This window comes from Burkholderia sp. APQ4-4ca (assembly GCF_057837105.1).
This window is the reverse complement of sequence record NZ_JBYQCG010000212.1, coordinates 127,112-144,473: the sequence shown is the minus strand read 5'-3', so window position 1 is coordinate 144,473 and position 17,362 is coordinate 127,112. Positions and strand designations below refer to the sequence as shown.

Genomic DNA, 17,362 nt, shown 5'->3' with positions numbered 1-17,362 from the left:
CGCCCGCGCGACGCGCCCTCACTGTCGTTCTACGCGTGGCCGAGACTGCATAAAGCATTCTCGCTGCCCTGTACATCCGACCGGGCGCCCACGTCACTCGCCGCCGCAGTCGATCAGGTTGCGGCGCACGCGACCGAGCAACCGCACCAGCGTATCGCGCTCGTCGGGCGTGAAGCCGCGCAGCCCGTCGTCGGCGACCGTATCGCCCACCTCCAGCATCTGCGGAAAGATCTCGCGCGACTTGTCGGTGAGCCGGATCACGAACGCGCGGCGGTCGTCGTCGTTCGCGATGCGTTCGATCCAGCCATAGCTTTCCATCCGATCGAGCAGCCGCGTGAGCGAGATCGGCGTGATCTCGAGCCATTCGGCGAGGCGTGCCTGGTTCATCTCGCCCTTCCACGTCAGGTACGCGAGCACGCGGCTTTGCGCCCGCGTCAGCCCGATGCGCTTCGCGCGCCGGTCGAACAGGCGTCCGTTCAGCCGGGCCACGTCGGCGATCAGGTAACCGATCCGGTTCTCGTAGGTCTTGTCCATGCGGCGATTATAGGGTCAACCCGGAACCGGCCCACGGCTCGCGCCCCGGACATAAGCGGATATATAATAAGCACACTTATAATTTGCGCCACACCGGATCGCCGACCACGCCGACCACCCCACGGAGACACCCGCTTGAACCCCGCCGTCGACGCCCCCGCCGCGCCTGCCCTGAACCGGCCGATGCTGACCTTGTCGATCATGCTCGCCACGCTGATCCAGACCCTCGACAGCACGATCGCGAACGTCGCGCTGCCGCACATGCAGGGCACGTTGTCCGCGTCGCAGGACGAGATCACGTGGGTGCTGACCTCCTACATCGTCGCCGCGGCGATCGCGACGCCGCTCACGGGCTGGCTGTCCGACCGGTTGAGCGTGAAGCGGCTGCTGATCGTGTCGATCGCGGGCTTCACGGTGGCGTCGGCGCTGTGCGGTCTGTCGGAGACGCTCGTGCAGATCGTCGGCGCGCGATTGCTGCAAGGCGTGTTCGGCGCCGCGCTGGTGCCGCTGTCGCAGTCGATCCTGCTCGACATCAACCCGCGCGAGAAACAGGGCCAGGCGATGGCGATCTGGGGGATGGGCGTGATGGTCGGCCCGATCCTCGGCCCGACGCTCGGCGGCTGGCTCACCGACAGCTACAACTGGCGCTGGGTGTTCTTCATCAACGTGCCGATCGGCGCGCTCGCGCTGGCCGGCATGATGACCTTCCTGCCCGGGCGCCCGCCGCGCCCGCACGTGAAATTCGACGCATTCGGCTTCGCGACGCTTGCGCTCGCGATCGGCGCATTCCAGGCGATGCTCGACCGCGGCGAACAGCTCGACTGGTTCGGTTCATACGAGATCCGCATCGAGGCGCTCGTCGCGGTGCTCGGCTTCGCGTTCTTCCTCGTGCATACGGCGACCGTCGGCAAGGCGTCGTTCTTCAAGTCGGAACTGCTGCGTGACCCGAACTTCGCGACCGGCACGCTGTTCATCTTCGTGGTCGGCGCGGTGCTGTACGCGACCCGCGCGCTGCTGCCGCCGATGCTGCAGAACCTGATGGGCTACCCGGTCGCGACGACGGGCCTCGTCACCGCGCCGAGCGGCGCCGGCACGATGATCGCGATGCTGTTCGTCGGGCGATTGTTGAAGTACGTGGACGCGCGGGCGCTGCTGTTCGCCGGGCTGGCGATTTCCGCGCTCGCGCTGTGGCAGATGATGCAGTACACGATCGTGCTGTCCGAGGCGGACATCGTGTGGCCCGGCGTGATCCAGGGCTTCGGACTCGGGCTCGTGTTCGTGCCGCTGAGCGCGCTGTCGTTCTCGACGCTGCCGCCCGAGTTGCGCGCGGACGGCACGGCCACCTACAGCCTGATGCGCAACATCGGCAGCAGTATCGGCATCTCGATCGTGCAGACGCTGATGACGCGCAATACGCAGGTCGCGCATGCCGACCTCGCGACCCACGTCACGCCGTTCGACCCGGCCGTGCAGGCGCTGGCCGGCAGCCGCGTCGACATCGCGCTGCTCGACCGCACGATCAACCAGCAGGCGGCGATGATCGCGTACCTGAACGACTTCAAGCTGATGTTCGTCGCGACGCTGCTGATGATCCCGCTGTTGCTGCTGATCCGCCCGCCGCAGAAAACGGCGAGCGTCGACGTCGCGCATGCGGCGATGGATTGACGGGCGCATGCGCCCGCCCCAGGCCCCGTCAGGCCTTCATCGAGCCAGTGCGCACGTAGCGCTCGTGCCACGACAGCGCCTCGGCGAGCAGATGCGGGGTGTGCTTGCCGAAACTCTCGCGCGACGCGCGCTCGAAATAGTCCTCGAGCATCGGCCGGTAGTCCGGGTGCGCGCAGGTCGCGATGATCTTGCGCGCGCGCTGCTTCGGCGACAGGCCGCGCAGGTCGGCCAGCCCCTGCTCGGTGACGACCACCGCGACGTCGTGCTCGGTATGGTCGACGTGGCTCGCCATCGGCACGATGCGCGAGATCGCGCCGCCCTTCGCGGTACTCGCCGACATGAAGCACGACAGATAGCCGTTGCGCGCGAAGTCGCCCGAGCCGCCGATGCCGTTCTGGATCTTCGTGCCCATCACGTGCGTCGAGTTCACGTTGCCGTAGATGTCGGCCTCGATCATCCCGTTCATCGCGATGCAGCCGAGCCGGCGCACGAGTTCCGGATGGTTGCTGATCTCCTGCGGGCGCAGCACGATCTTCTCGCGGAACGTCGCGATCTCGTCGGCGAAACGCTGCACGGCGGCCGGACTCAGCGACAGCGCGGTGGCCGACGCGAAGCTCAGCGTGCCGTCGTCGAGCAGGTCGAGCATGCCGTCCTGGATCACCTCGGTGTAGGCCGTCAGGTTCGAGAAGCCGGCCGAGCTGAGTTCCGCGAGCACCGCGTTCGTGATGTTGCCGACGCCCGACTGCAGCGGCAGCAGGTTTTCCGGCAGGCGGCCGCGCTTCACTTCGTGGCGCAGGAAGTCGATCAACTGCAGCGCGATCTGCTTGGACGTCGCATCCGGCGCGGAGAATGCATTGCTGCGATCGGGCGCGTCGGTCTCGACGATCGCGACGATCTTGTCGGCCGGGCAACGCAGATACGGCTCGCCGATCCGGTCGTCGCTCTTCGTCAGCGGGATCGGCTTGCGGTGCGGCGGCAGCGCGGTGCCGTAGTAAATGTCGTGCATCCCGTCGAGGCCGAGCGGCTGGCGCGCATTCACTTCGAGGATCACGTGCTTCGCGCGCTCGAGCCAGGTCTTGTTGTTGCCGATCGACGCGGACGGGATCAGCAGCCCGTCCTCGCGGATGCCCGCGACTTCGACGATCGCGACGTCGAGATCGCCGTACAGCCCGAACCACGCGTATTGCGCGACGTGGCTCAGGTGGACGTCCTGGTAATCGACTTCACCGCCGTTGATCTTGTCGCGCAGCGTCGGGTCGGACTGGTACGGCAGCCGCATCGAGATGCCGTCGGTGCGGGCGAGCGCGCCGTCGAGTTCGGGTGCGGTCGACGCGCCCGTCAGCACGTTGATCCGGAAGTCCTCGCCGCGCGCGTGCGCCGCGTCGATGTGGGCGGCAAGCGCGGCCGGCACGGCCTTCGGATAGCCCGACCCGGTGAAGCCGCTCATGGCGACGGTCATGCCGGGGCGGATCAGCGCGGCGGCTTCGTCGGCGGTGCGGACGAGCGAACTCAGGGCGGGAGCGAGGATGCGTGAAGAAGACATGGCTGGTTATCTGACGCTTTGGTCTGTCGTTGACGTCGCGGGGGGTGTCTCCTGAGCGACGCGAAGCCCTTGAGGCCGCGAGGGGCGGCCCGGCACCACGGGCACGGTCGGAGTATCGCAGAGGCCATCGCCGCGAAATGTCCGCCGGATGCAAAAGATCCTTGCCGGATTTGCCGGGTATCGAACGAGCGTTCTGTGACAGGCGATCCGCCCGCGCCGGATGCGCGCGAAAGGTGCGCGAAAGCATCGGGCGAATCGCCGGTTCGCGATCGCCGGCCGTCGCATATCGATCGGCCGATTTGAATCGACATTGACGACCTTTGGCTCGGTAATCGCCGATACCCGTCCGGCGCGGCCGATTGTCGCCCGATGCGGTTTTTCCGGCGCTGACGGAGATCAAGCTCGCATGGGCTGCGCCACACCCGCCGGGCGGCGCGAAAAACACCGCCTCGTCGGCCCGCGAGGGCCGTCCGGCCTTGACAGGCGCGCGACGCGAACCACACTGGAAGCGGGCCCGGCCGCCGGGTTGGCCGCCTCGTTCGCAGGTGCGTTTTTGAACCGGCCGATGCCTGCAAGACGCGGTAACACTCCCGCATGTCAGGACATTGATCGAATAAAAAGCACCAAATTACAATTCCGTATATATTTCGCCGATGGACCAAAGAAAAACCGCCAAACGCCCCGAGCCGCCCCCGCCACGCACCTGGGATGCGCGGCTCGCGCGCTCGCTTGTCCGGCCGCTCGTCGATACGCCGGTCACGCCGAATCACCTCACCACCCTTCGTCTGCTGATCGGCCTCGCCGGCGCCTGGTGCCTCGCGCACGGCGGCTTCGGCTGGAGCAATGCAGGCGCGTTCCTGATCGTGCTGTCGAACTTCGTCGATCACACCGACGGCGAACTCGCGCGCATCAGCGGCAAGTCCAGCAAGATCGGTCATTTTTACGACCTCGCGGCCGATGCGCTCGTCACGGTCGCGCTATTCGTCAGCATGGGCGTCGGCATCGTCGCCCAGGGCGGCCAGATGGCCGCGTCGCCGGTGCTGCTCGGCGCGGTCGCCGGCGCGGCCGTCGCGCTGATCTTCTTCCTGCGCATGCGGATCGAATCGATCGCCGGCAAGGCCGGCACGAAGCAGGCGTTCGCCGGCGGCTTCGAGACCGAAGACGTGCTGTACCTGCTGCCGATCGTGACGCTCGTCGACGGCGTCGAGCCGTTCCTGCTCGCGGCGTCGATCGGCGCCCCGCTGTTCGCCGCCTGGGTCGTGATCGACTGGTGGCGCATCGTGCGGCGCGGCAACCTCCCGCAGAACCCGGCCGCGCAGAACCCAACCGAAATCCAGGCTTCCAAATGACTCCTAGCACGCGCGACGATTCCGTGCTGAGCCCGGCACGCCCCGCGCCCACGCCCGTGCGCGCGGCCGTGGCCGATCCCGATCGCACCGTGGCCGACCGCGTCGGCCAGCTCGACCTCGACCGCCTGCGCGGCGACTACACGCGCCAGGGTTCGTTCCTCTACCTCGACACCTTCCTGCCGGCCGACGCGCACGCGAAGCTCGCGAACGCCGCCCGCGCGATGCAGGCCGGCCTGAACCGCAACTACCTGCCCGGCCACAAGCAGGGCGGCAGCGTGAGCCGCCATACGATCGACGAGCAGGCGCCGTACATCGCCGAGCTGTATCGCTCGAAGGCGCTGATCGGCTTCCTCGAGAAAATCACGGGCGACAAGCTGATGCTGTCGCCGGACGACGATCCGCACGCGTACGCACTGTATTACTACACGAAGCCCGGCGACCACATCGGCTGGCACTACGACACGTCGTACTACGATGGCCGCCGCTACACGCTGCTGATCGGCGTGATCGACGAATCGTCGTGCCGGCTCGACTACGAGCTGCATACGCGCAACCCGGACGTGCCTGACCAACCGGGCTCCGTGCAGATCGCCGACGGCGGCATCGTGCTGTTCGACGGCGACAAGCTGCGCCACCGCATCACGCCGCTCGGCCAGAACGAGATGCGCGTGTCGCTCACGTTCGAATACGTGACGAACCCCGGCATGCGGCCGTGGAAACGCTTCATCTCGAACATGAAGGACGCGATCGCGTATTTCGGTTTCCGCCAGGTGTTCAAGCAACTGGCCACGCGACGCACGAGCGGGTCATGACACGCGCGGGCCTCATCCTGCTGTCCCTCGGGACCGCACTCTTCGTCGCACTGCTGGCCTGGCAGGGCGTCGGCGCGGTGGCGTCCACGCTGCTCGCGGCCGGCTGGGGCCTCGCGCTCGTCGCGGCGTTCCACGTCGTGCCGCTCGCGATCGACGCGGTCGCGATCTCCGTGATGTTCCGCCGCGGGCAGCCGGGCGCCGAGTTCGGCAACGCGCTGCGCGCGCGCTGGGTCGGCGAATCGGTGAACAGCCTGCTGCCCGCCGGGCAGATCGGCGGCCCCGTGCTGATGGTGCGCTACCTCGCGCAGCGCGGCACGCGGATGGCCGACGCGGCCGCCGCCATGACCGTCGGCACGACGATGCAGGCGCTCGCGCAGATGGCGTTCGCGCTGATCGGCATCGCCGCGTTCAGCCTGTATGCGACGCACGAGTCGGTCGCGTACCTGCGCACGCCCGCGCTGATCGCCACCGGCGTGCTCGGCGCCCTCGCCGTCGCGTTCTACGCGGCGCAGCGGCGCGGGCTGTTCGGCCGCGGCCTGCGTCTCGCGTCGAAGCTGCTCGGCCCGCGCGACTGGTCGTCGCTGGCCACGCGCGCCGACGCGATCGACGACGCGGTCGGCGCGCTGTACCGCGATCGCGCGAAAGTCGCGAAGACCTTCGCATTCAGCCTCGTCGGCTGGATCGTCGGCACCGCGGAAGTGTGGCTCGCGCTGCACTTCCTCGGACACCCGGTCAGCTGGCTCGACGCGCTGCTGCTCGAAAGCGTCGGCCAGGCGATTCGCGGGGCGGCCTTCGCGATCCCGGGCTCGCTCGGCGCGCAGGAAGGCGGCTATCTGCTGCTCGCGCCGCTGGTCGGCCTGCCGCCCGACGCGGCGCTCGCGCTGTCGCTCGCGAAGCGCGCGCGCGAACTCGCGCTCGGCCTGCCCGGCCTGCTCTATCTGCATTTCAGTGAAAGAAACTGGCAGCGGCGCCGTGCGCCGCAGCCGCTCGCCGACTGATCGTTCAGATCGCCGGCTTTTTGGTTGGAGAACCCATGCGAGCCATCATTCTTGCGGCAGGCCTAGGCTTGCGCCTGCAACAACCGCCCGAGGCGCAGTTCCCGAAGTGCCTGCTGCGCTTCGACGACGTGTCGCTGCTCGAGCGCCATCTGCGCGTGCTCGACGCCGCGGGCGTCGACGAAATCGTGCTCGGGCTCGGCTTCCAGCACGAGAAAGTCGAGCAGGAGCTGAAGCGCCTCGGCCGTACCGCCGAGATCGTGATCAACGACCGCTACGACCTCGGCAGCGTGCTGACCGTGCATACCGTCGCCGATGCGATGACGCGCGGCGGCGACGTGCTGCTGATGGACGCGGACGTGCTGTACGACGAGAACATCCTGCACGCGCTGGTGGCCGATGCCGACAAGACGGTCGACCGCCTGCTGATCGACCGCGACTTCGAGGCCGGCGACGAGCCCGTCAAGCTGTGCCTGAAGAACGGCGTGCCGGTCGAGCTGCGCAAGCAGCTCGCGGTCGACCTCGACTACGACACGATCGGCGAATCGGTCGGCTTCTTCCGCTTCACCGAAGGCACCGCGCGCCGCCTCGCGACGATCGTCGCGGGCTACGTCGACAGCGGCCGCGCGAACATGCCGCACGAGGAAGCCGTGCGCGACCTGCTGCTCGAAGGCGGCCATTCGTTCGACGTCGCCGACGTCACCGGCTCGCCGTGGATCGAGATCGACTTCCCGAACGACGTCGCACGCGCGACGCAAGACATCCTTCCCCTGATTCAACGCACCACTGCCGGAGCCGCACGATGAACGCACGCGAACCCAACTTCACCGAATCGCGCAGCGCGCGCCTGCGCCGCATGCTCGTCAGCAGCGATCTCGAATTCCTGATGGAAGCGCACAACGGCCTGTCCGCGCGGATCGTCCGCGAGGCCGGCTTCAAGGGCATCTGGGCGTCGGGCCTCGCGATCTCCGCGCAGTTCGGCGTGCGCGACAACAACGAAGCGAGCTGGACCCAGGTCGTCGACGTGCTCGAGTTCATGGCCGACGCGAGCGACCTGCCGATCCTGCTCGACGGCGACACCGGCTACGGCAACTTCAACAACGTGCGCCGCCTCGTGAAGAAGCTCGAACAGCGCGGCATCGCGGGCGTGTGCATCGAGGACAAGCAGTTCCCGAAAACCAACAGCTTCATCGGCGGCGAGCGCCAGCCGCTCGCGGAAATCGACGAGTTCTGCGGCAAGATCAAGGCCGGCAAGGATTCGCAGACCGATCCCGACTTCTCGATCGTCGCGCGCGTCGAGGCGCTGATCGCGGGCTGGGGGATGGACGAGGCGCTGCGCCGCGCGAACGCGTACGCGGAAGCCGGCGCCGACGCGATCCTGATCCACAGCAAGCTGTCGCGCCCGGACGAGATCCTGCAGTTCGCGCGCGAATGGAGCGGCAAGGCGCCGCTCGTGATCGTGCCGACCAAGTACTACAGCACGCCGACCGACGTGTTCCGCCAGGCCGGCATCAGCACCGTGATCTGGGCGAATCACCTGATCCGCGCGTCGGCATCCGCGATGCAGGCGACCGCGCGCGAGATCCACGAAAGCGAAACGCTGATCAACGTCGAGGACCGCGTTGCATCGGTCAACGAGATCTTCCGCCTGCAGGACGCCGACGAGTACTCGGCCGCCGAGCGTATCTACCTGTCGTCGTCGTCGCGCGCGTCGAATGCCGCGATCGTGCTCGCCGCGAGCCGCGGCAAGGGCCTCGAAGCCGTGACCGAAGACAAGCCGAAGGTCATGCTGCCGGTCGCCGGCAAGCCGCTGCTGCGCTGGCTCGTCGACGGCTTCAAGACGCACGGCGTGAACGACATCACCGTGGTTGGCGGCTATCGCGCCGATGCGATCGATACGTCGGGCATCAAGCTCGTCGTCAACGAGCGCTACGCGCAGACCGGCGAGCTCGCGTCGCTCGCATGCGCGGCCGAACGCCTGACCGGTGACACCGTGATCTCGTACGGCGACCTGCTGTTCCGCAGCTACATCGTGCGCGACCTCGCGGAGAGCGAGGCCGAGTTCAGCGTGGTGGTCGATTCGTCGCTCACCGAGACCAATCAGAGCGTGCGTGACTTCGCCCTCTGCTCGGCGGCCGACGACCGCGGCCTGTTCGGCCAGAAGACCTATCTGCAACGCGTGTCGAGCGACGTCGCGGCGGGCACGCCGCACGGCCGCTGGATCGGTCTGCTGAACGTGCGCGGCGCCGGCGTCGATCGCCTGAAGGCGATGCTCGCGACGCTGCAGACGCGTCCTGACTTCGACACGCTCGACATCCCGTCGCTGCTGAACGAGCTGATCGCCGCCGGCGAGAAGATCGAGGTGCAGTACGTGCACGGCCACTGGCGCGGCGTCAACGACCTGGAAGACTTCCGTCGCGCGGGCGACTTCGCGCACGGCCAGACGCCGCTGTCCGAACCGGGCGCCGGCAACGGGGGCGCGCAATGATCGAAGCGGCCCAGTTCGTCGAGGCCGCGCGTGAACGCGGCTTCGACTGGTACGCGGGCGTGCCCTGCTCGTACCTGACGCCGTTCATCAATTACGTGCTGCAGGACCCGACGCTGCACTACGTGTCGGCCGCGAACGAAGGCGACGCGGTCGCGCTGATCGCGGGCGCGACGCTCGGCGGCAAGCGCGGGATCGCGATGATGCAGAACTCCGGGCTCGGCAACGCGGTGAGCCCGCTCACGTCGCTCACGTGGACGTTCCGCCTGCCGCAGTTGCTGATCGTCACGTGGCGCGGCCAGCCGGGCGTGGCCGACGAGCCGCAGCACGCGCTGATGGGCCCGATCACGCCGGCGATGCTCGATACGATGGAGATTCCGTGGGAGACGTTCCCGACCGACCCCGAACAGGTCGGCCCGGCACTCGACCGCGCGATCGCGCACATGGACGCGACGGGCCGCCCGTATGCGCTCGTGATGCAGAAAGGCAGCGTCGCACCGTATGAACTGAAGGCGAACCCGGCCGCGAAGCCGCGCGCGCACGTCGCCGCCCAATCGTCGTCGCGCGCCGCATCGGCCGACGCATGGCCCACCCGTCACGACGCGCTGCAGCGCGTGATCGCGCATACGCCGGTCGATTCGACCGTCGTGCTCGCATCGACCGGTTTCTGCGGCCGCGAACTCTACGCGCTCGACGATCGCCCGAATCAGCTTTACATGGTCGGTTCGATGGGCTGCGTGACGCCGCTCGCGCTCGGCCTCGCGCTTGCGCGCCCCGACCTGCGCGTGGTCGCCGTCGACGGCGACGGCGCCGCGCTGATGCGCATGGGCGTGTTCGCGACGCTCGGCACCTATGGCCCGGCCAACCTCACGCACGTGCTGCTCGACAACGGCGCACACGAATCGACGGGCGGCCAGGCAACGGTGTCGCAGCATGTGTCGTTCGCGGGTGTCGCGGCCGCCTGCGGTTACGCGTCGGCGGTCGAAGGCGATACGCTCGACGTGCTCGATGCGACGCTGGCCGCGTCGGGCGATGGCGCGCAATTCGTTCGCGTGGCGATCCGCACGGGCGTGCCCGACGGCCTGCCCCGCCCGACCGTCACGCCGGTCGAGGTCAAGACGCGTCTGATGCGGCACATCGGCGCCGAGCAGGCCGAAGCCCACGTTGAAGGAGCCCATTGATGCTGCTGCTGAATCCCGGCCCGGTCACGCTCACCGAACGCGTGCGCCGCAGCCTGCTGCAACCCGATCTGTGCCATCGCGAAGGCGAATTCTTCGACCTGCAGGATGAAGCGCGCGCGCGCCTCGTCGCCGCGTACGAGCTCGATCCGGCCGAATGGGCCGCCGTGCTGATGACGGGTTCGGGCACGGCCGCCGTCGAGAGCATGATCGCGGCGCTCGTGCCGCAGGACGGCAAGCTGCTCGTGATCGAGAACGGCGTGTACGGCGAGCGGATCACGCAGATCGCCACGCAGTACGGCATCGCGCATGACGTGTTGAAGCATGAGTGGATGCAGGCGCCGGATCTCGCGCAGATCGCCGCGAAGCTCGATGCGGGTGGGTACTCGCATGTCGCCGTGATCCATCATGAAACGACGACGGGCCGGCTGAACGATCTCGATGCGATCGCCGAAGTCTGTCGCGCGCGCGGCGTGAAGATGCTAGTCGATGGCGTCAGCAGCTTCGGCGCGGAAGCGATCGATTTTGCAGGCGGCGTCATCGATGCGGTTGCCGCGACCGCGAACAAGTGCCTGCACGGCGTGCCGGGCGCGGCGTTCGTGATCGTGCGCCGCAGCGCGCTCGTGAAGGCCGCGAGCCGGACTTACTACCTCGATCTCGGCCGGCTTGCGAAGCTGCAAGATCAGCGGAATACGCCGTTTACGCCGTCGGTGCATGCGTATTACGCGCTCGTCGAGGCGCTGCGTGAGTTCGATGAGGCCGGCGGCTGGCGCGCGCGGCATGCGCATTACAAGGCGCTTGCCGATCAGGCGCAGGCCGGGCTTGCGGCGCGCGGGATGCCGCTGGTGCTGCCGGAAGGTGCGTCGTCGGTCGTGCTGCGTGCGTATCGGCTGCCGCCGGGTGTGACATACGAAGCGCTGCACGACGGGCTGAAGGCACGTGGCTTCGTGATTTATGCGGGGCAAGGCGGGCTGTCGAAGGAACTGTTCCGGATCTCGACGATGGGCGCGATTCAGGCGGCCGATGTCGAGCGGTTGCTGGAAGGGTTTACGGCGCTGACGCGGTAAGCGTTGTCCGTAACTTCGTCGACGAAAGGCCCGCAAGGGCCTTTTTTGTTGTCATTTGCACATTCTTGGGGCGTGGAACACGTTGTCGGCATTCGGCCAGACGCTGCCATCCGACGACCCTGCCTCAAAGGAGTCGCTCATACTTCCGATAGGCTCGAAGTCGGCGCCCTGCAACTGAGATGTAGAACGATATGGTTGAAGGCTGGCACGGAGACGATTACATCGTCCTATTTGTAGACGAAGAGGCATCGGCCACGGCGAGCGCCTGCGGATTCAACACGGCGCTTCCCGGCTTCTCACTTCTGGGGCTCCGAGGTTGGCAAGATTTCATCGTCGAAGATGAGGCCGGGGCGACTTTCACGATCCCCTGTGTTCCGCTGGATACACGTTACCTTGCATCGTTCAATCTTCCGGTTCCGGATGACCTCGAGCCTGATCCGCGACTCGCTGGAAAGGTCAAATGGCTGGTAAAGCCACTGATTTTCGGTGGACGCGCAGACGCCGAGGAGAACGTGTCATGGATCACGCATCAGCAGCACGGAGAACTCGTGCGATGGTGGAACGAGCAGTACAGGTTCGCCAAGACCTCGCAGACTTAACGAAGCCAACGCCTCGGATCGGCCACTAAGAGCCATTCGACCGAAGTGTTAGGATGAACGACATTTCACGGTGACGTGAGCGCGCCGCGTGCCTCGGCAACAAAATCCAACCAGTTCGAAACGAATTCGAGAACCGCATGTCCTTTTATCGAAAACTGGCGTTATACAGTGACCAGGAGATTCCAGCTAATGAAGAAATGGATGATCGCCTTCTACGGTTGATCGGGCGACCGCAGCCAAGGATTGGGTATATCCCTGCGACAAGTGATCTCGAGCGCGCTTACTTCCAGCGTAAAGCTGACTACTATGCTGGGATCGGTGCGAATTTGGCTGTGTACGTAGACCCTAGTCAAGAGACATCGGAAGCAGAATGGAAAACTCTGTTGTCATGTGATGCGATCCATCTCTCAGGCGGAAATACGTTCTCGTTCTTATCGTGGCTACAGCGACAAAACGTACTGCCGATCCTGACCCGATACGTATCGGAAGGAGGCGTGCTGGTCGGTGTAAGCGCGGGTGCTATCTTGATGACACCAAGCGTGGATTCGGCGTTACTGTGCGGCGACGTTCGGGATGAGCCGTTAATCGATCATGCGGGACTTGGCCTTGTCGATTTCCATTTTTGGCCACACTTCAATTCTGACAGTGTTACCCGAGATCAGTTGAGATTGTCTTCTACAATCCCGCATCTCTATGCATATCCTGACGGTGCAGGGATTGTCATCGATGGCAACGAAGTCGAGCTATTCGGACAGGTTCATCGATACGATTTCGGAGAAATTCGTCCTACGTCGCATGAGGATTGAAGTTGCCCCTTCTCTCGCATCAATTGTGCGGATGGACCGTGTTCGGTTTTTGAATGTTTGCTTCGTAGAAAAGCGACTGTCCCTTGTGGGTCGGTAAGCGACTCTCACGCATATCAATGAAAACAACATCTCCGATCACGACAATGAGAATCCTTCGCTTCGCCCCGCTGCTGGCGCTCGCCGCCGCCCCCATGGTTCACGCCGCCGACAGCCAGTCTTGCAGCGACGAAACCGTCACCGCCGTCGCCCGCTGGGCCGGCATCGCGAGCGCACGCATCGCCACGCGCGACGCGGACCGGCTCGTCGTTGCGTCGGCGTGCAAGGCCATGCCGAACGCACCGGAAACGACGATCGCGGCCGTCGCGTTCGATTCGCTGCCGAAGAGCAAGAACCCGAACGAAAGCAAAAAGCTGCAGGTCGTCGCGCTCGTCGAGGGCGGCAAGGTCGTGGCGGCCGATCGGTCGGTGGTTGAAGAGGATGCGGCGACGGAGATTGGCGAGAACAGCTATCGGATCGACACGGCGCCCTACCGGTTGGCGCCCGACGTGCGCGCGTTCGGCGTCGTGTTTACCAGCAGCGCACGCGGACCGAGTTGCCCAGATGCCAACGCCGGTGAAGAGTTGACGCTGTGGGTGCGCGAAGGCGACCGTATCCGCCCGGTGTTCGGTACGAATCTGTACGGCTGGGTCAGCGTCGAAGGCGACGCCTGCGGCCCCGGTGCCGGCGATGCGCGCAGCGAAGAGGCCCGCATGGCCATCGCAGTCGAGAAAACGTCGAGCCATGGCTTCGCCGATCTATCGATCACGGCACACATCACGAAGACGCAGCGCAAGAACGGCGATTACTCGGATACGGGCAAGCGCACGGTGCGCACGATCGTCCGCTACGACGGCAAGTCCTATGGAATCGACATGTTCCGGAACTTCTGGTATTCGCCGGCCGCGATGAAACTTTTCAAGTAACGCCATGGGCACGACGTCACTCCGCCCGCCTACTCCGCCACCTTCGGCCCGATCGCATCGGTCGGCGCCGGCATCCGCAACGCGTCGTCCCGCACGCGTCGCGCCTCGCGCGCCGTATAGCGATCCTTCAGCCGCAAGAACGGTTTTTCGACGAGGAAATAGCTGGCGGTCGCGGCCATCAATGCCCACACGATACCGAGCGGGAACCCATGCGGCACAGGCAATCGCGGGTTCGCAAAAGGCTGCTGCCACAGATACAGGCTGAACGAGATCGTGCCGACGAACACCACCGGCCTGGCGCGCAACCAGCGCGCGCACCAGAACTCGCCGCGAAAATTCAGCACGACGATCACGATCGCGATCAGCGCGGCTTCGAGCGTCACGCCATATGTCGCATTCCAGAAGCCGCCGAGCCGGTGTTCGGCGAGCGGCATGCCGAGCAGCACGACGAAGACGAGCGCCGTCACGATGCGCGCCTCGTTCCGCCACGAAGCGATCCACGCTTCGAGACGTTCGCGGTTGAGCGACGCATAGCAGCCGATCAGGATCGGATCGACACCCGTATGCAGCATCATCCCGAGTTGTCCGCGCAGCGCGGGCGCGACGAAATACGTGGTCGCACGCACCAGCGGCACGATCAGGATCAGTGCGGCCAGCCAGCGCGTGCCGGCGCGGCGGATGCCGAACACGAACAGCAGCGGCCAGAACCAGTAGAACTGCTCCTCGAGCGCGAGCGACCAGAAATGGCCGAGGTACCACGCGCCGTCCGGATGCAGCGCGTTGTCGCCGGTCAGCCCGAACCACGCCGAGTAATTCCACAGGTGTAGCGCAGCATAAAGCCACTGCCGGCGATCGACGTCGAACCCGCCGGCGAACGCCACGATCGCGACGGCCGCGAGATAGACGTAGCAGGCCGGCCAGATCCGCAGCGCGCGGCGCACGTAGAACGACGTCAGCGCGATGCCGCCCGTGCGCGCGAACTCGGCGCGCAGCACGTTGGTGATCAGGAAACCGCTCAGCACGAAGAAGATCAGCACGCCGAGCCGGCCGTCGGCGATCAGCCGCAACGGCGCGTACCAGCCGGTATAGCCGCCGGGCAGCACATGCTCGGCATGACCGACGACGACCATCGCGACCGCGACGGCGCGCAACCCGGTCAACTGCGTGACGCGATGGTTCATCGGCTGGTTTCCGTTGGCACGGTGAAGGAGCGGGAACGGGCCGGCGCCCAATCAGCCTGCCGACCTGCCGCCGGATTTTGTATGAAAAATATCGGAATGAAATTGCTTCAAAAATCCACGTGATACGTACCGTCGACGAGGCGACGCCGCGCCACGACGCACCAACGTCCGCCGCGACGAATGGGCATAATGACAAACCTTGTCCGGCGGCGGCCGGTCCGATGCCCACGCAACGATTTTTGCGGCGCAGCAATCTCCGCGGCACCGTACCGGCCCGCACACCGGCCCGCGCCTCGTCGGCGCCCTGTCGCCCCTCATCCGGAGTCTGCCTGTGTATCCACCGATCGAACCTTACGCCCACGGCCACCTCGACACCGGCGACGGCCACCGCCTCTACTGGGAGCGCTGCGGCAATCCGGCCGGCAAGCCCGCCGTGTTCCTGCACGGCGGCCCCGGCGCCGGCTGCGGCCCCGACCATCGCCGTCTGTTCGATCCCGAGCGCTACGACATCCTGCTGTTCGACCAGCGCGGCTGCGGACGCTCGACGCCGCATGCGAGCCTCGCGAACAACACGACGTGGGATCTGGTCGCCGATATCGAACGCCTGCGCGAAATGGTCGGCGCCGAGCAATGGCTGGTGTTCGGCGGCTCGTGGGGCAGCGCGCTGGCGATCGCGTACGCGGAGACGCACCCGGAACGCGTGAGCGCGCTGATCGTGCGCGGCATTTTCACGATGCGTCGTGCGGAACTGCTGTGGTACTACCAGGAAGGCGCGTCATGGCTGTTCCCCGATCACTGGGAAGACTTCCTCGCACCGATTCCGGAAGCGGAGCGCGGCGACCTGATGGCCGCCTACCATCGCCGACTGACCGGCGACGACGAAGCCGCGAAGCTCGAAGCCGCGCGCGCGTGGAGCATCTGGGAGGGCCGCACGATCACGCTGCTGCCCGATCCCGCGCTCGCCGCGCACTTTGCGGACGGCCATTACGCGCTCGCGTTCGCGCGGATCGAAAACCACTACTTCGTGAACAAGGGTTTCGTCGAGGAAGGCCAGTTGCTGCGCGACGCGCATCGCCTCGCCGGCATCCCGGGCGTGATCGTGCAGGGCCGCTACGACATCGCGACGCCGGCGCGCACCGCATGGGAGTTGTCGAAGGCGTGGCCGGATGCGACGTTCGACATCGTGCCGGGCGCCGGGCACGCGTACAACGAGCCGGGGATTCTGGAGGCGCTGGTCGCGGCGACGGACCGGTTCGCGAGCTGACGGCTCGGTATCAGCGAGTCGTTTCCCGGCGCGTCGACTCCGCTGACGCGTCGGGATGGAGGCCTTGCTCCCAGTCACTCCGTTTCGGCGGCTTCGTCACGCGAATCGACACCAGCGCAACGCAGAACGTGAGGGCCGCGTACTGCGTGATCGGACTCCACGGAATCGCCACACGCGAATATTCGTGCGGCATGTAGCGAATCAGCGACGTCGCCACCGGCACGTAGCTCAACAGCATGGACAGCATCGCGATGACGGACGTCATCAACGACATGCCGCAATACCATGCGCGCTGCCCGCGCGGCGCAACGGCGGTGCCGAGGAGCAGCGTTGCCGCGGCCGCAATCAGCAAATCCATCGGCGGCGTATTCGGCAACACGTAGCCGAACGTGCCGGTGCGCATCGTCGCGTACGCGATCGCCCAGTAATGCAGCGTGGACGACGCAACCAGCAGGCCGACGGACGCGAAGCGCCGAGCGGTCGGCGCTGTCGTGGCGTGCGGCAGGCTCAGAAAGTCATTGCTCGTCCGGTTGTATATCAGCGCGAACGTCGCAAGACCCAGCGGCAGCGCAATGACCACCGTGATCCACGACGACAGCATCAGCATCGCGGCACTCAACGCGATCCAGACCGCCACGTTGAGCGTTCGCCCCCAGCGGCGACGCAATGCAAGCGCGACGTGACCGATGAGGCCTGCAAGCATCGCCGCGAACGACACCCCCTGCAGCGCCCAAAGCTGCGACGACCACGACGAAAGCGCGGCCAGCGACCGGTCGTGCAGGATGAACCTGGCGAACGGGACGAAGGCCAGCAAGGCCGTGACGTTTTGCAGGATGCCGTGATACGCGATCACGCGAATCGTCGTATAGCGGCGAGTACCAGGAATGGCGGCGTCGGTCGTGGACATCGGACAGGCAGGAAT

At 66.2% G+C, this 17,362-nt stretch carries 16 protein-coding genes; 12 read left to right on the top strand and 4 right to left on the bottom strand.

All coding sequences use genetic code 11. The features are described from left to right. Positions 1–93 precede the first annotated feature (93 nt). The gene (locus AC3IFE_RS22280) at positions 94–534 is read right to left on the bottom strand and encodes a MarR family winged helix-turn-helix transcriptional regulator (RefSeq protein ID WP_011547936.1); all 441 of its coding nucleotides are present in this window, start codon (positions 532–534) and stop codon (positions 94–96) included. Between the two features lie 183 nt (positions 535–717). On the opposite strand from AC3IFE_RS22280, the gene AC3IFE_RS22275 reads away from it, so the two are divergent. Next, the gene (locus tag AC3IFE_RS22275) at positions 718–2,199 is read left to right on the top strand and encodes a DHA2 family efflux MFS transporter permease subunit (protein ID WP_489192063.1); all 1,482 of its coding nucleotides are present in this window, start codon (positions 718–720) and stop codon (positions 2,197–2,199) included. Positions 2,200–2,227: 28 nt separating this feature from the next. Here AC3IFE_RS22275 and scpC read toward each other — a convergent pair whose 3' ends face one another. Next, positions 2,228–3,742, bottom strand: coding sequence for a succinyl-CoA:acetate CoA-transferase ScpC (gene scpC, locus AC3IFE_RS22270; RefSeq protein ID WP_489191981.1), 1,515 nt, complete (start codon positions 3,740–3,742; stop codon positions 2,228–2,230). Positions 3,743–4,395: 653 nt separating this feature from the next. Between scpC and AC3IFE_RS22265 the strand changes: the two genes are divergently transcribed. The 10 genes from AC3IFE_RS22265 to AC3IFE_RS22220 all read left to right on the top strand — a co-directional run bounded on the left by AC3IFE_RS22265 (position 4,396) and on the right by AC3IFE_RS22220 (position 13,995). After that, positions 4,396–5,091 (top strand): CDP-alcohol phosphatidyltransferase family protein, encoded by a 696-nt coding sequence (locus AC3IFE_RS22265; protein WP_089469581.1) that lies wholly within the window; start codon positions 4,396–4,398, stop codon positions 5,089–5,091. After that, on the top strand, positions 5,088–5,903 hold the full coding sequence (locus AC3IFE_RS22260; protein ID WP_301739349.1) for a HalD/BesD family halogenase: 816 nt from the start codon (positions 5,088–5,090) through the stop codon (positions 5,901–5,903). Before AC3IFE_RS22265 ends, AC3IFE_RS22260 begins: the two co-directional genes overlap by 4 nt. After that, entirely contained in the window at positions 5,900–6,901 is a 1,002-nt protein-coding gene (locus AC3IFE_RS22255; RefSeq protein ID WP_089469579.1) for an HpnL family protein, read from the top strand. The genes AC3IFE_RS22260 and AC3IFE_RS22255 overlap by 4 nt, the downstream gene beginning before the upstream one ends. 35 nt (positions 6,902–6,936) lie before the next feature. Continuing rightward, positions 6,937–7,704 carry a phosphocholine cytidylyltransferase family protein gene (locus tag AC3IFE_RS22250; protein ID WP_089469578.1) on the top strand — a complete coding sequence of 256 codons (768 nt, stop codon included), beginning with the start codon at positions 6,937–6,939 and terminating at the stop codon, positions 7,702–7,704. Beyond that, entirely contained in the window at positions 7,701–9,386 is a 1,686-nt protein-coding gene (gene aepX, locus AC3IFE_RS22245; RefSeq protein WP_489191977.1) for a phosphoenolpyruvate mutase, read from the top strand. The genes AC3IFE_RS22250 and aepX overlap by 4 nt, the downstream gene beginning before the upstream one ends. After that, the gene (gene aepY / locus AC3IFE_RS22240) at positions 9,383–10,564 is read left to right on the top strand and encodes a phosphonopyruvate decarboxylase (RefSeq protein ID WP_089469576.1); all 1,182 of its coding nucleotides are present in this window, start codon (positions 9,383–9,385) and stop codon (positions 10,562–10,564) included. Before aepX ends, aepY begins: the two co-directional genes overlap by 4 nt. After that, a complete protein-coding gene (locus AC3IFE_RS22235) occupies positions 10,564–11,628 on the top strand; it encodes a 2-aminoethylphosphonate aminotransferase (protein WP_069618296.1) in 1,065 nt (354 codons plus the stop codon). Before aepY ends, AC3IFE_RS22235 begins: the two co-directional genes overlap by 1 nt. Before the next feature lie 191 nt (positions 11,629–11,819). Then, the gene (locus AC3IFE_RS22230; protein WP_301739352.1) at positions 11,820–12,227 is read left to right on the top strand and encodes an RNA-dependent RNA polymerase family protein; all 408 of its coding nucleotides are present in this window, start codon (positions 11,820–11,822) and stop codon (positions 12,225–12,227) included. Between the two features lie 137 nt (positions 12,228–12,364). Then, complete coding sequence (locus AC3IFE_RS22225) at positions 12,365–13,033, top strand: Type 1 glutamine amidotransferase-like domain-containing protein (RefSeq protein WP_489191974.1); 669 nt, start codon at positions 12,365–12,367, stop codon at positions 13,031–13,033. Between the two features lie 143 nt (positions 13,034–13,176). Beyond that, a complete protein-coding gene (locus AC3IFE_RS22220; RefSeq protein ID WP_489192061.1) occupies positions 13,177–13,995 on the top strand; it encodes a PA3715 family protein in 819 nt (272 codons plus the stop codon). Positions 13,996–14,024: 29 nt separating this feature from the next. On the opposite strand, the gene AC3IFE_RS22215 is transcribed toward AC3IFE_RS22220, so the two are convergent. Next, entirely contained in the window at positions 14,025–15,176 is a 1,152-nt protein-coding gene (locus AC3IFE_RS22215; RefSeq protein WP_089469569.1) for an acyltransferase family protein, read from the bottom strand. A gap of 331 nt (positions 15,177–15,507) precedes the next feature. On the opposite strand from AC3IFE_RS22215, the gene pip reads away from it, so the two are divergent. Continuing rightward, a complete protein-coding gene (pip, locus tag AC3IFE_RS22210; protein WP_489191972.1) occupies positions 15,508–16,440 on the top strand; it encodes a prolyl aminopeptidase in 933 nt (310 codons plus the stop codon). 10 nt (positions 16,441–16,450) lie between these two features. Here the strand turns inward: pip and AC3IFE_RS22205 are convergent, their stop codons facing one another. Next, positions 16,451–17,347, bottom strand: coding sequence for a hypothetical protein (locus AC3IFE_RS22205; RefSeq protein ID WP_256979730.1), 897 nt, complete (start codon positions 17,345–17,347; stop codon positions 16,451–16,453). Positions 17,348–17,362: the final 15 nt, after the last annotated feature.